Here is a 13,811-nt window from a genome sequence, read left to right on the forward strand (position 1 = left end):
CCGGCGGCCCGCCCCCCCCCCCGCCCCCCCCGGGGGGGGGGGGGCGGGCGGCGGCGCGCGCCCCCCCCCCCCCCCCCCCCCCCCCCCCCCCCCCCCCCCGCCGCTCCGGCCCGGTGGCCGTCGGGGTGACCGGCTTCCGGGCGGAGATCGCCCGACGGGCCCTCACTCGTCCGACAGGGCGGCCATCCATTCCTCGATCCCGTCGGCGGTGCGGGGCAGTGCGGACGACATGAGCCGGGCCCCGTCGTCCGTGATCACGAGGTCGTCCTCGATCCGCACCCCTGTCCCGCGCAGCGCCGGAGGCAGGGTCTCGTCGTCCGGCTGGAGATAGAGACCCGGTTCCACCGTCAGGACCTGGCCGGCCTCCAGACGTCCGTCCAGATAGGCGTCCGCGCGCGCCCGGGCGCAGTCGTGCACGTCCATGCCGAGCATGTGGCCGCTGCTGCAGAGCGTGTAGCGGCGGTAGAAGCCGTTGTCGGCGTCGAGTGCCTCGTCCGCCGACATCCGCAACACGCCCCACCCGTGCAGTCCTTCGGCGATGACCCGCATGGCAGCCAGATGGAAATCGCGGAACCGCGCCCCGGGGCGCAGCGCCGCGATGCCCGCCTCCTGCGCGGCCAGCACCAGCTCGTAGACGTCGCGCTGCACGGGGGAGAAGCGGCCGGACAGCGGCAGGGTGCGGGTGATGTCGGCCGTGTACAGCGAATCCGTCTCCACCCCGGCGTCCAGCAGAAGCAGCTCGTCGCGGTCCAGGCGGCCGTCGTTGCGGATCCAGTGCAGAACACAGGCGTGCGCCCCGGCCGCGGCGATCGTGGAGTAGCCGGGGCCGTTGCCCTCCAGGCGGGCCCGCAGATCGAAGACGCCCTCGATCCAGCGCTCGCCGCGCGGATGCCGCAGCGCCCGGGGAAGGCACCGCACCACGTCCTCGAACCCGGTCACCGTCGCGTCGACGGCGTGCTGCAACTGCCCGATCTCCCAGGGTTCCTTGACGAGGCGGAGTTCGCCGAGCACGGTCTCGGGCGGGGCCGGTGCCCGGCGTGCGGGCGGGAACGGCCCGCGGGCGCGCAGGAGTTCGTCGACGGAGGGATCCACGCCGGCCAGCACCCGGGTCGGCGGCTGCGGCCCTGTGAGCAGCTTCTCCCAGGCGTCCAGGTGGGCGCAGCGGATGCCGGTCAGCCGGGCCGCCTCCGCCAGATCGGGCCGCCGCCCGACCCAGAACTCGCCGTACCTGCGGTCGCGGTAGAACTCGTGCCCGGTGCGGGGCGAGCGGGGACGCAGATACAGCACCGCCTCGTGCCGCTCGTCGCCGTCGGGTTCCAGGACCAGGACGTGACCGGCCTGGTCCTCGCCGGTGAGACCGGTGAGCCAGGCGTAGCCGGTGTGCGGCCGGAAGCGGTGGTCGGTGTCGTTGGACCGGGTGGCGAGCGCGCCGGCCGGGACGATCAGGCGCTCGCCCGGGAAGCGGGCGGCGAAGCGGGCGCGGCGGGCGGGTGTGGCGTCGTACGCGGGTACGCGGAGGTCCGGCGGGAGCGGGCTGTCCGCCCACGCCGTGCGCATGAAGGATTCCAGCGCGGGTGACACCGGCAGGTCGTGGCTGCTGGTGCGTGGTGCGGAAGAGTCGGGGGACACGGGCATTGCTCCTCGGCTGCGGGCAGGCCTGGGACCTGCGGTCTCTGACGGGTGATCGGACGTGCGGTCGGGGTCCTGTTCCGGTGGTCGTCCGGTGCCCGGGATTTCGCCGGTGCCGACCGGCGCGTACCGGGGCACAGCGGAAATCCGGTGTGGTGGCGGGGAGTTGTCGCGCAGATGAATGTGCGCGAGAGGGGTTCCGAAGAACATGTGACATGTGCCATTGTACAGCGCGCGGCGAGGGTGAGGTCGTGTCCATGTCACCCAATGAGTCGGCCGGGAACGGCCGGACCCGCCCCCGCGCATTCCCCCACAGCCGCGCATGGTCGCGCGGTCGACACACCGCTGGGAGGCGGCACGTGAAGAACCGAACGGTTCGACAGAGAATCACCGGACTGTCCACTGCAGTTCTGGCAGCATGCCTGGGTGTGGGCCTGCTCTCCGCCCCGAGCCAGGCCGCCGGGGAACGTCCCGCCGCCGTGGCGACGGCGGCGAGCGGCGACACCCTCACCGGTGCCACCGCGACGGCACGGGACGCGGACGGATCCCCCGAACCCGGCGGCCCCTCCGCCGGTTCGCCGACCGCACCCGCCGACGACCCCGCCCATGTCGGACGCAAGGCGCTCAAGGCGGACGACCGGCCGCCGCTGTCCGCGTCGAAGGACGCGCTGCGGCGGGACTACGACGACCCCGCCGCGACGGTCCCCAGCCACCCGGCACCTTCGATGAAGGCCGAGGCGCGGGCCCGCGCCTCGGCGACCGGTGGCGCCGCGGCGGCGTGCGACGTCGGCGACTTCACCGGCCGCACCGGCAGCGCTCTGGTCCAGCAGATCAAGTCATCGACCACCGACTGCGTCAACACCCTCTTCGCGGTCAAGGGCAACGACGGTTACCTGGCCTTCCGCGAGGAGCAGATGGCCACCGTCGCCGACGCCCTGCGGGACGGCTCGGCCGCCTACCCGGGCGACAGCAGCACCGGCATGCCCCAGCTTGTCCTCTACCTCCGCGCCGGGTACTACGTGCAGTACTACGACCCCGGCACCGTGGGCGACTACGGCCAGCGGCTGCGCACGGCCATCCAGGGGGCGCTCGACGCGTTCTTCGGCTCCGCGCACGCCTACGACGTCACCGACGCCAACGGCGAGACCCTGTCCGAGGCCGTCATCCTGATCGACAGCGCCGAGCAGAACGCCCGCTACCTGTCCGTCGTCAAGCATCTGCTCGCCGGCTACGACTCCTCGTACAACAGCTCCTGGTACATGCTCAACGCGGTGAACAACGTGTACACGGTGACCTTCCGGGGCCACCAACTGCCCGAGTTCGTCGCGGCGGTGGAGGCCGACCCGAGCGTGCTGAACGCGCTCCACGACTTCGCCGCGCGCCACCTGGACCTGCTGGGCACCGACCAGTCGTTCCTGACCTCCAACGCGGGCCGGGAGCTCGGCCGCTTCCTCCAGGAGGCGTCGCTGCGCCCCACGGTCAAGCCGCTGGCCGCCGCGCTGCTCGGCAAGAGCTCCCTCACCGGCCCCACCGCGCCGCTGTGGGTGGGTGTGGCGGAGATGACCGACGCCTACGACAGGGCGAACTGCTCGTACTACGGGACCTGTGATCTCGCGCAGCGCCTCAAGTCCGCCGTCCTGCCCGTCAGCCACACGTGCAGCGACAGCATCCGCATCCTCGCGCAGCAGATGACCGCGGCGGAACTCGACGCGAGCTGCACCAGCCTGCGCGACCAGGACGCCTACTTCCACGACGTGGCCAAGGACAAGGGGCCGGTCGCCGACGACCGCAACACCACCATCGAGGTCGTGGTCTTCGACTCCAGCACCGACTACCAGACCTACGCGGGCGTCATCTACGGCATCGACACCAACAACGGCGGCATGTACCTGGAGGGCGACCCCGCGACGGCCGGCAACCAGCCCCGGTTCATCGCGTACGAGGCCGAGTGGGTGCGCCCGGAGTTCCAGATCTGGAACCTCAACCACGAGTACACGCACTACCTCGACGGCCGCTTCAACATGTACGGCGACTTCGACGCCGGAATGGTCACCCCGACCGTCTGGTGGGTCGAGGGCTTCGCGGAGTACGTCTCCTACTCGTACCGCAAGGTCACCTACGACGACGCCGTCGCCCAGGCCGCGAACCACACCTACACCCTGCGGACCCTGTTCGACACCACCTATGACAACGCCGACCAGACCCGGGTCTACAACTGGGGCTACCTGGGCGTCCGTTACATGCTCCAGTCACACCGCTCGGACGTCGACACCCTGCTCGGCCTCTACCGCAAGGGCGACTGGCACGGCGCCCGCACCCTGCTCACGTCGACCATCGGGAGCCGCTACGACGCCGACTGGAACACCTGGCTGACCGCCTGCGCGTCCGGCAGCTGCGGCAACGGCACCACCCCGCCCGACCCCACGGCCGAGTGCACCGCGAGCGACACCAGGGAACTGGGCCAGGACTGCAGGCGCAGTGGGCTGGCGGCGGGCAAGGGCGACTACGCCTACCTCTACCTCTACGTCCCGGACGGCACCGCACAGCTGAAGATCTCCGCGTCCGGCGGCACCGGCGACGCCGACCTCTACTACAGCGCGGACGGCTGGGCGACCACCGACGGCTACACCGACCGGGCCGTCGGCGCGGGCAACGACCACACCCTGACCATCGACCACCCGGCGCCCGGCGCCCACTACATCAGCCTGCACGCCGCCGAGAGCTTCGACGGGGTGAGCGTCGCCACCCGGTTCTGAGCCCCGGCACCGCACGTCCTCGCACGCACGGGCGGCGGCCGGCCGGTGGAGCGGCATCCCCGCCCACCGGCCGGCCGCACGTTCCGGGGCCGCCGGTCCCGCCGTCCTCAGAGCAGTCGCAGAGCGCCCGGCCTCGTTCCCTCCGTCAGGATCTCCACCAGCAGGTCGAACAGGGTCGGTCCGCGTCCCGCCAGCGCGTCGTCGAGCCGGGCCCGGACGTCGGACCGGTGCGACGGGTGCACCCTGTCCAGGCTCTGCCGCAGATGGCGTGCCGTCTCCTCGTGCCCCAGGGCCCGCGCCGACCGGGCGTGGTCCCGCCATTCCAGGACGAAGTCCTCGTCGTCCGGGGTGCCCATCCCGCCGCTCAGACAGTCCGCCAGGGAGTCGAAGCCCCGGCCGAAGTATCCGCCGGGGCCGTTCACGGCCTCACCGATGACGGTCCAGAACTGCTCCAGGCCGGTGATCCGGGAGCCGTCGATCACGTAGGTCACGGTCATGGCCGGAGGGTAGCGCCCCGACCGGCACCCGTCCGGAACCGGTCGCAGCACCGGACGCCCGTACGCGTCCGTGATCCGCGCCGCGGGTGGGGGACCGCGGCGCGGATCAGCTCGGAGGGCCGGGGCTTCAGCAGCCGCGGTCGATCAGGTCGAACGTGACGTAGTGGTCGCCGGTGTAGTAGTCCTCACGCACCTTCTCGCCCGTGACGACGCGGCGTGCGCCGCGGGTGGGGGAGCCGGGGGTGACGACCGTGTACTCGTGGTAGTAGGTGGTGCCCTGCTTGGGCAGGACACCCTCCCGGTTCTGGAAGACGGAGCCGTCCTGCTTGTAGGGGAACGGGCCGCCGGCCTCGATCAGGTCGAGGGTGTCGTGGGCCTGGGAAGGCAGCGTCGAGTAGCAGACGCTGCCGACCGAGGCCGGGGTGGCCGCCGTGGCGGACACGGTGACGGGGCCGCCGACGACGAGTGCGGACAGAAGGGCGGCGGCGCCGCCGAGCGTGGTGATCCGTGGGGGGATTCGCATGGCCACCATGATGACGCGCGTAGACACGGATCCGTCAACGTCGAGCCATGTGAATTCTGTGGAAGTTGACCGGAGGGATGGAAAGGTGACGTTCATGTGTCCGATCCATCGTCAACAGGTTCGTGCCCACGTTCACATGGGGATGGGTCGACAAGCGTGGCGGCCCGCCGGTGGGGCATGCATCCCGGTGACGGTTTCCGGAGAGGGAGTTCGACCGGGACGACGAACAGGGGGCGATTCACTGTGCGTGCGGGGGAGATGATGGAACGTCGCAGAGATGTCGAATCGATGGCCGACACGACCGGGCGCAGGCCCGTCGCGTGGCGGCGGCAGCCGGCCCGGATGCGTCGCAGACTGGTCCGGGCCGACCTGGCGGGCGTGGGTGAGGTCCGCCACGCACTGCGCGAGTTCCTGCGCTACCGGTGTCGGGACGAGTCGGCAGGCGTGGCGGAGCTGCTGCTCAGCGAGCTGGTGACCAACGCGCTGATCCACACGGACGGCGGCGCCGTCCTCACGGTGAGCGTGACCGCCGCCCGACTTCGGGTGGAAGTACGGGACTTCGGTTCCGGACTCCCCGTGTCGCACGTACCGGACGCCGACGACGGTACGCACGGCAGGGGGCTCGTCCTGGTCCGGGGTCTCGCGGACGCCTGGGGAATCGGCGCACACGCGCTGGGCAAGGTCGTCTGGTTCGAACTGGACGGCGAAAGGCCCTGACGGCCCGGAACGAACCGGGACATCAGGGCCTTTCGCACAGGATCAGCCGAACTGCTGCTCAAGATCCTTCAGCTTGCGCTCCAGCGAGTCGAGCCGGGGCAGTGCCTGGGTGTCGTCCTCGGCCGTGAGGTCGACGGTGACGGGATCACCGGGGTTGCGGCCCGTGCCCCCGCCGTCAGGACCCGTCACGGCCTGCAGGGAGGGCCGAGGCCTCAGCGGCAGCTGTCCCGGTTCCGATATGGCGGGCTCCACGGTGGACTGCGTGGAGCCCGCCGAAGGGGGGATGGCGGCCGCCTGCACATCCACCTGGGTCCCGCCCCGGACCCGGCGCCAGGCCCGGTTCTGCCGGTTCAGTGCCTTGATGTGGGCCCGGTCCAGCTTGGCCTGCTCCTTGCGGCGCAGACGGTTCTGCTCCTTCTCCCGCCGGTCCTCACGGACGTCCTCGACCGCCTCGTCCAGGGTGCGGACACCCTCCAGAAGCATCAGCGACCAGGCGCCGAAGGTCTCCCGGGGAGCGCGCAGCCACCGCACGATGCGGATCTGCGGCAGCGGACGGGGCACCAGGCCCTGCTCGCGCAGGGCGGCCCGGCGGGTCTGCTTCAGCGCGCGGTCGAACAGCACGGCCGCCGAGAGCGACATCCCCGCGAAGAACTGCGGAGCGCCCGCGTGGTCGATGCCGCGCGGGGCGTGGACCCAGTTGAACCAGGCAGCGGCGCCGGCGAACAGCCAGACGAGCAGCCGCGAACCCAGCGCCGCGTCACCGTGGCTGGCCTCGCGCACCGCGAGGACGGAACAGAACATCGCGGCCCCGTCGAGCCCGAACGGAACGAGGTACTCCCAGCCCCCGGTGAGGCCGAGGTTCTGCTTGCCGAAGCCCACGAGCCCGTGGAAGGAGAGCGCGGCGGCGACCGCCGCACAGCAGAACAGGAGAACGTACGAGGCGGTGGCGTACAGCGCCTCCTTGCGTCTGCGGCGCTCCTCGCTGCGCTCCCAACTGTCGTCGGCAGCCGGTTTGTCGGCGGCGCGCTTGCCGCGTACGACCACCGCCACCGCCGCGAGGACTCCCACGAGCAGCACGGCGCCCGGAAGCAGCCAATTCAGCGATATGTCGGTAAGTCTCATGCGCGGTCCCTTGCGTCACGTAGGGCATTTCGGGCGCCATGATTGCCGAAACCCCGCCACGCACAGGGAGTTTCGGGACAAGAGAACGCCATTGGGTTGGCAGGGCATACGGATAACCGGGATCTGGTCGAATATCCGTACACGGCCAGTGATCTGCGTTCGAATACTACTACTCGTACGAGGGGTGTCGATCAGTGAGTCGGCGTCAGTTTCCGTACCCGGTCGGCATCGCAGGTGCGGGGGCAGGTGACGCAGGTGTCGTCGGGGCGCAGCGTGTAGAACAGACAGCAGCTCACCCGGTCGCGGGTCGGGAGCGATTCGCCGTTCGGCCCGGTCAGCTCGCGGAAGCCCGCCGTGCCCACGTACGGCTCGGTCGTGCCGGGCAGCAGCGCCTCCAGCTCGGCCATCGCCCGCCGCTCCTCACCGAGCAGGTGGGCGACGTACCAGAGGCCCTCGACGACCTCGTCCGTGGCCATGCCCCACATGGCCCGCCTGCCGCGCCGCATCCGCGGACGGAAGCCGCCCAGCACCGGGCCCATGTGGTCGGCGACGGCGGCGAGCACCTCGGCCCGCAGGGCCGCCTCGTCGGGGACCACCCGGGCACCCGGCAGTCCGGCCGCCGGATCGTCCGGCAGGCAGGCGAACTCCCCCACCCGGACGGCCATGCGCCCCAGGGCCCGCTGGAACGCCACGTCCTCGACGGGGATCCGGGGCACCCGCCGGTGCAGGAACCACGGCACCGTCACCAGCAGGCACACGGGCCAGGCGTACCGGTGCAGCCCGAAGCCGGCCACCACGTCGGGACGCGGCTGCTGCCCGTAGTCCCGCACCATCTGCGCGTGGTCCCGGGCGAGGAACGTGTCGAGCGCGGCGCCCCCCGCCGCGAGCTCGTCGGCGCGCACCCAGCCGGCGTCACCGGGCACCTCCGCGCCGTCCGGCAGCACGTCGGCGCGCAGCCCGGGGAAGACCTCGGCCAGGCGCGCGTACGCGCCCGACACGGCGGACGCGGTGGTGCCCGGCAGCAGGGCGGGAAGTGTCATACGGGACCGCCGAATCACGATACTTGCAGGTAAGCCTTACCTTACCCGAGTTGATCGAGGTTTGAACTGCGGCCCGCTCCGCCTATCGTGCACACGAGGACACGGCGCGCGCGAGCCGCGCGCCCGCGGCAGGCCGAGGAGGTCCGGGTGGAGCAGGGCACAGGGTGCGGGCGGGCACGGCCGACGCCCACGACCGCCCCCGAGCCCGTACGGGTGCCCGAACAGACGCGCGGCGACCAGACGCCGGAGCGCGTACGCGGCGAGCACACCCACGGCGAACCACGGGCCCCGCACGCACCGGTGCGACGGCACTCCGTGCGCGGCCAGATCCTGGACGCCCTGCGGACCGCCCTGGTCGAGGGCCACCTGGTGCCCGGGGAGGTCTACTCCGCACCGGCCCTCGGCGCCCGTTTCGGGGTGTCCGCGACGCCGGTGCGCGAGGCGATGCAGCAACTGGCCGTCGAGGGCGCCGTCGAAGTCGTGCCGAACCGCGGGTTCCGGGTGTCCCGGCGGGGGCCGCGCGAGCTGGCCGAGCTGGCCGAGGTGCGGGCCCTGATCGAGGTACCCGTCATGCTGCGGCTCGCCCGGACCGTCCCGCCGGCCCGCTGGCGTGCGCTGCGCCCGCTCGCCGAGGCCGCCGCGACCGCCGCCGCCGTCGGTGACCGGGCGGGCTACGCCGAGTGCGACCGGGCCTTCCACGGCGCGGTTCTCTCGCTCGGCGGCAACGAACAGCTGGTGGCGGTCGCCGCCGAACTTCACCGCCGCTCCCAGTGGCCGTCGGTGAACGATCCCGCCGTCCGCCGTGCCGACCTCCTCGCCGACGCCGCCGAGCACACGGCGCTGCTCGACGCGCTGATCTCCCAGGACCTCGCCGTCGTGCAGTCGCTGGTGCGCGAACACCTCGGCGGCGCCGGGGGCTGACGGGTTCTCCGGCCCGCGCCGCTCCGTCCGGCACCGGTCCGGAGCGCGACGACGCGGGGCGGGGCCCGGGGACCCGCCCGGGTCCGTACGTGACGCGCGCCGCCCCGGACGGACGGCGCGTCCGGCAGGTCACCGGACCCCACCGCCGACGGTCCCCGGGGCTGCCCGCCCGGCTCAGTTCGCCCCGGCGGCCCCGGGCGACGCAGGGTCCAGATGCGGTGCCAGCCAGGTCGGTACGCCGCCGAGCAGCCGGAACAGCCGCCCCGCCTCGGTGCGCAGCCGGGCCGCCGTCTCGGGTTCCGGCTCGGCGTCCGCGAGTGCGATCAGCGCCGGAGCCGTGCCGATCAGGTATCCCAGCTCCTCCCTTATCCGCAGGGACTCGGCGAAACCGTGCCGTGCCTCCGCCAGTTCGCCCTCGCGCAGGGCGAGCAGGGCGAGGTGGCGCCAGGTGGAGGAGAGCAGCAGCGCGTCGCCCCGGGCGGTGGCACCTGCGTGGGCCCTGCGGTAGGCGGCGCGTGCGGCCTGCGGGGAGTCGGCGATGTTCTGCGCGATCAGACCGCGGCGGAAGTCCAGCAGCGGACGGTTCGGTGCGGCCGGGGCGAGCAGCGCCGCGGCCCGGCTCAGGGCGACGCTCGCCTCGTCCGCCCGGTCCCGCACCCCCAGCAGGGTCGACGCGTACGCCAGATGGCCGCGTTCGCAGGCGGCGGCGCCGCGTTCGGCGTCGTCGTGGGCCAGCGCCTCGGCGGTGCGCAGGGCGTCCTCGGCGTCGGTCCAGCCCTGTCCGGTGTACAGGCAGCGTTCGATCAGCAGCGCGGTCCGCTGGAGTGCCGCGGCCGGATCGGTGGCGGCGTCGTGTTCGAGCAGCGCGGCGGCGTCCGTCCAGCAGGCGCGTGACCGCAGCCGCCATACCGCTGTCTGGAGCGGCGGATCGTCATCTGCTGTCGTTCCGGAACCAGACATGGCGGTATGCGCCACATTGCCCTCCCCTAGCGCGCCATTGAGCTGTCGAGAAGCCGTCGCCCAACGGGAGTTGGGCGACGGCGGTGGGTCTTGCGGCATCTCAGCACGGATCCGTGCGCCGGGCCAAGGGGTCGGGGCGATGTCAGGTGAAATATTTCACAAACGGCCGGGCCCGGCACGGACCGCCGCGGGGGCCCGGAATCAGCTCATACGCAGGGCGAGGAAGAAATCGAGCTTGTCCTCCAGGCGCGCGAGGTCACGTCCCGTCAACTGCTCGATTCGCCCGACCCGGTAGCGCAGCGTGTTGACGTGCAGGTGGAGCCGGGCCGCGCAGCGGGTCCAGGAACCGTCGCAGTCCAGGAACGCCTCCAGCGTCGGAATGAGTTCCGCGCGGTGGCGCCGGTCGTACTCGCGCAACGGGTCGAGCAGCCGTGCGGTGAACGCGCGGCGCACGTCGTCGGGGACGAACGGCAGCAGCAGGACGTGCGAGGCGAGCTCGTGGTGCCCGGCCGCGCAGACCCGGCCGGGGCGGGCCGCCGCCACCCGGCGGGCGTGCCGGGCCTCCTCCAGGGCGCCCCGCAGCCCCTCGGCCGAATGCACGGCCGCGCTGACCCCCAGCGTCAGCCGGCCGTCGTCGGCGAGACCCGCCGAGAGCGGATCGCGGACGGCGGCGAGCAGGGCCTCGGCGTGCAGCGAGGCGTCCTCCCCGGCGGACTCCGGGGCGTCGCCGGTGTCCCGGGTGGGGGCGGCAGGGGCGGGCAGCGGCACGAGGGCCACGGCCTCGTCACCCGTGTGCGCGACCGCGATCCGGTCCGCGGAGTCCGGGCCGACGACCGCCGGGTCGATCAGGATCTCCTCCAGCACCGCCTGGGCGACCGCTCCGGACGCCGCCGTTGCGCCCGCGCCGTTCCAGTCGACGCGTGCCACCACGACCTGCCACTGCGGCGCCGTCCCCAGCCCCGGCAGCAGCACCGGGGCGGCGACCCGCAGCCTTGCCGCGATCTCGGCGGGCGGCGCACCCGTCTGGACCAGCTCCAGGACCTCCTGGGCGAGCCTGCGGCGCACCGTACGGGCCGCGTCGCGCCGATCCCGTTCGACCGCGATCAGCTGGGTGACGCCCTGGAGCAGGTCCAGCCGGGCGGTCGGCCAGTCGCCCGGGTCCGCCTCCACCGCGAGCAGCCAGTCCGAGAGCACCGACTCCCGCACCTCCCCGGAGGCCGGGGCCGCGCCGCGCCCGGCGTTCCGGATCGGGAACAGCGCATACGTGACGCCGTCGACGACGGCCCGGTGCGGGGCCCGGCGTCCGCCGCGGACGGCGGCCAGATGATGCCCGGCGAGTGCCACGCCGACCGGCCCGGCCAACGGCACGTCACCGGCCCCCGCGACCTGCCGCCCGGTGGGGGAGAGCACCCAGGCCCGCAGGTCGAGATCGGAACCGAGCAGATCGAGGACCACCTCCGGGCCGCCACCGGCCGGGCCCGAGGTCATCAGCCGCCGGTGCCGGTCCACCACCGCGGCCAGATCCCCCGCACGCTCGCCGGACACCTGACGCACCACATGCTCGGTGATCGTCGCGAACGCAACCGTCTCGTGGACGGCGAAGAGCGGCAGCCGGTGGTGCGCGCACGCCTCCACCAGATCGTCCGGGACGTCCCCGAGCTCCGCCTCTCCGGCCGCGAGCCCGGCGACCCCGGAGCCCGCCAGAATGCGCACGAACGGCTCCGAGTCCGCCGGGCCGCGGCGCCAGGCCAGCCCCGTCAGGACCAGCTCGCCGCCCGACAGGTAGCGGCTGGGGTCGCGCAGGTCCGTGGTCATCACGCCTCGGACGGAGCGGTCCAGCTCCGCCTCGCCGCCGAGCAGCCGCAGGCCCAGCGCGTCGGTCTCCAGCAGTGCGCGCAGCCGCATCTCGTCGCCGCCGATCTCTTTCGTTGGTGCGGGGGGCTGGGTGATCCGGTGAGGCCACCGGTCCACGCCATTTGTTCGAATCTACAAGACGACGAGATCGGCCGGTCAACTCCTTCATGGGTTCGGTGACTGCACCGGGTGGAGCACGGCTTGTGTACTTGGCGCACATCCCGTGAACAACACATGAACCACCAGCCGAGGGCCGGCCGTCCCCCGCCCCAGCGAACGACCCGACCGAGAAGAGAGCCACGCATGGACTTCCTTCGTCCCGCCAGCTGGGAGGAGGCGCTCGCCGCCAAGGCCGAGCATCCGACGGCCGTGCCCATCGCGGGTGGCACCGATGTGATGGTGGAGATCAACTTCGACCACCGGCGGCCCGAGTACCTCCTGGACCTGAACCGCATCGGCGAATTGTCCGCATGGGAGGTCGGCCGGGAGAGCGTACGGCTCGGCGCCTGTGTGCCCTACAGCCACATCATGGAACACCTCCGCGCCGAGCTGCCCGGACTGGCGCTCGCCTCGCACACCGTCGCCTCGCCGCAGATCCGCAACCGCGGCGGCGTCGGCGGCAACCTGGGCACCGCCTCGCCCGCCGGCGACGCCCATCCCGCGCTCCTCGCCGCCGGGGCCGAGGTCGAGGCCGTGTCCGTGCGCGGCACCCGGATGATCCCCATCGACGCCTTCTACACGGGCGTCAAGCGCAACGCCCTCGCACCGGACGAACTGATCCGGGCCGTGCACATCAAGAAGGCCGACGGACCGCAGCAGTACTCCAAGGTCGGCACCCGCAACGCCATGGTCATCGCCGTCTGCGCCTTCGGCCTGGCCCTGCACCCCGGGACCCGCACCGTCCGCACCGGCATCGGCTCGGCCGCCCCCACCCCCGTACGGGCCAAGGAGGCCGAGGAGTTCCTGAACGCCGCGCTGGAGGAGGGAGGGTTCTGGGACAGCCGGGCGACCCTCACCCCGTCCGTCGCCGCACGGTTCGCCGCGCTCGCCGCCGGCGCCTGCAACCCGATCGACGACGTGCGCGGCACCGCGGGCTACCGCCGCCACGCGGTCGGGATCATGGCCCGCCGCACACTCGGCTGGACCTGGGAGTCGTACCGCGGCAACGGCCGCAGCACCGAAGGAGCCGCCTGATCATGCGCGTCAACCTCACCGTCAACGGCCGCCGCCACGAGGCGGACGACGTCTGGGAGGGCGAGTCCCTGCTCTACGTGCTGCGCGAGCGGATGGGCCTGCCCGGTTCGAAGAACGCCTGCGAGCAGGGCGAGTGCGGATCGTGCACGGTCCGCCTGGACGGCGTCCCGGTCTGCTCCTGCCTGGTCGCCGCCGGACAGGCGGAGGGCCGGGAGGTCGTCACCGTGGAGGGCCTCGCCGACTTCGCCGCCCACCGGTCCCGGGCGCACCCGGGCAGCGGCTGCCCGGAGGGCGCCTGCGGCACGGCGCTCGACACGGCCCGCCGATGGCAGGCCCGGCCCGCCGGACCGGAGACCCGCGAGGGCGGCGAACTCGCCCCGATCCAGCAGGCGTTCATCGACGCCGGGGCCGTCCAGTGCGGATTCTGCACCCCCGGCCTGCTGGTCGCCGCCGACGAACTGCTGGAACGCAACCCGGAGCCGTCCGACGCGGACATCCGCGAGGCACTCTCCGGCAACCTCTGCCGGTGCACCGGCTACGAGAAGATCCTCGACGCGGTCCGCCTCGCGGCCGCCCGGGCGGAAGGGGCGGTCTGACC

The 13,811-nt window shown here is 72.9% G+C and carries 12 protein-coding genes; 5 read left to right on the forward strand and 7 right to left on the reverse strand.

Features of this window, described 5'->3' with window-relative positions; translation table 11 throughout:
- Window positions 1-162: 162 nt before the first annotated feature.
- A complete protein-coding gene (locus ACF1CT_RS22810; protein WP_391785754.1) occupies window positions 163-1,635 on the reverse strand; it encodes an aminopeptidase P family protein in 1,473 nt (490 codons plus the stop codon).
- A gap of 353 nt (window positions 1,636-1,988) precedes the next feature.
- On the opposite strand from ACF1CT_RS22810, the gene ACF1CT_RS22815 reads away from it, so the two are divergent.
- Window positions 1,989-4,385: a collagenase gene (locus ACF1CT_RS22815; RefSeq protein ID WP_391785755.1), complete on the forward strand. Its 2,397-nt coding sequence runs from the start codon at window positions 1,989-1,991 to the stop codon at window positions 4,383-4,385.
- Between the two features lie 107 nt (window positions 4,386-4,492).
- Here ACF1CT_RS22815 and ACF1CT_RS22820 read toward each other — a convergent pair whose 3' ends face one another.
- On the reverse strand, window positions 4,493-4,882 hold the full coding sequence (locus tag ACF1CT_RS22820; protein ID WP_391785756.1) for a barstar family protein: 390 nt from the start codon (window positions 4,880-4,882) through the stop codon (window positions 4,493-4,495).
- A 127-nt stretch (window positions 4,883-5,009) separates the two neighbouring features.
- Window positions 5,010-5,405 (reverse strand): ribonuclease domain-containing protein, encoded by a 396-nt coding sequence (locus ACF1CT_RS22825; RefSeq protein WP_391785757.1) that lies wholly within the window; start codon window positions 5,403-5,405, stop codon window positions 5,010-5,012.
- 354 nt (window positions 5,406-5,759) lie between these two features.
- On the opposite strand from ACF1CT_RS22825, the gene ACF1CT_RS22830 reads away from it, so the two are divergent.
- Window positions 5,760-6,122 (forward strand): ATP-binding protein, encoded by a 363-nt coding sequence (locus ACF1CT_RS22830; RefSeq protein ID WP_391785910.1) that lies wholly within the window; start codon window positions 5,760-5,762, stop codon window positions 6,120-6,122.
- Window positions 6,123-6,164: 42 nt separating this feature from the next.
- Here ACF1CT_RS22830 and ACF1CT_RS22835 read toward each other — a convergent pair whose 3' ends face one another.
- Both ACF1CT_RS22835 and ACF1CT_RS22840 read right to left on the reverse strand, forming a co-directional pair.
- A complete protein-coding gene (locus ACF1CT_RS22835; RefSeq protein WP_391785758.1) occupies window positions 6,165-7,244 on the reverse strand; it encodes a DUF2637 domain-containing protein in 1,080 nt (359 codons plus the stop codon).
- A gap of 191 nt (window positions 7,245-7,435) precedes the next feature.
- Window positions 7,436-8,284: a (2Fe-2S)-binding protein gene (locus ACF1CT_RS22840; RefSeq protein WP_391785759.1), complete on the reverse strand. Its 849-nt coding sequence runs from the start codon at window positions 8,282-8,284 to the stop codon at window positions 7,436-7,438.
- Window positions 8,285-8,431: 147 nt separating this feature from the next.
- Here ACF1CT_RS22840 and ACF1CT_RS22845 point away from each other — a divergent pair, with 147 nt between their 5' ends.
- Window positions 8,432-9,205 carry a GntR family transcriptional regulator gene (locus ACF1CT_RS22845; protein ID WP_391785760.1) on the forward strand — a complete coding sequence of 258 codons (774 nt, stop codon included), beginning with the start codon at window positions 8,432-8,434 and terminating at the stop codon, window positions 9,203-9,205.
- 174 nt (window positions 9,206-9,379) lie between these two features.
- Here ACF1CT_RS22845 and ACF1CT_RS22850 read toward each other — a convergent pair whose 3' ends face one another.
- Window positions 9,380-10,165, reverse strand: coding sequence for a hypothetical protein (locus tag ACF1CT_RS22850; protein WP_391785761.1), 786 nt, complete (start codon window positions 10,163-10,165; stop codon window positions 9,380-9,382).
- 201 nt (window positions 10,166-10,366) lie between these two features.
- Window positions 10,367-12,070: a PucR family transcriptional regulator gene (locus ACF1CT_RS22855; RefSeq protein ID WP_391785911.1), complete on the reverse strand. Its 1,704-nt coding sequence runs from the start codon at window positions 12,068-12,070 to the stop codon at window positions 10,367-10,369.
- A gap of 252 nt (window positions 12,071-12,322) precedes the next feature.
- Here ACF1CT_RS22855 and ACF1CT_RS22860 point away from each other — a divergent pair, with 252 nt between their 5' ends.
- A complete protein-coding gene (locus ACF1CT_RS22860) occupies window positions 12,323-13,213 on the forward strand; it encodes an FAD binding domain-containing protein (RefSeq protein WP_391785762.1) in 891 nt (296 codons plus the stop codon).
- Between the two features lie 2 nt (window positions 13,214-13,215).
- Window positions 13,216-13,809 (forward strand): (2Fe-2S)-binding protein, encoded by a 594-nt coding sequence (locus ACF1CT_RS22865; RefSeq protein ID WP_391785763.1) that lies wholly within the window; start codon window positions 13,216-13,218, stop codon window positions 13,807-13,809.
- The last annotated feature ends 2 nt before the right edge of the window (window positions 13,810-13,811 follow it).

The organism is Streptomyces sp. NPDC014734 (assembly GCF_043083325.1).
GTDB lineage: Bacteria > Actinomycetota > Actinomycetes > Streptomycetales > Streptomycetaceae > Streptomyces.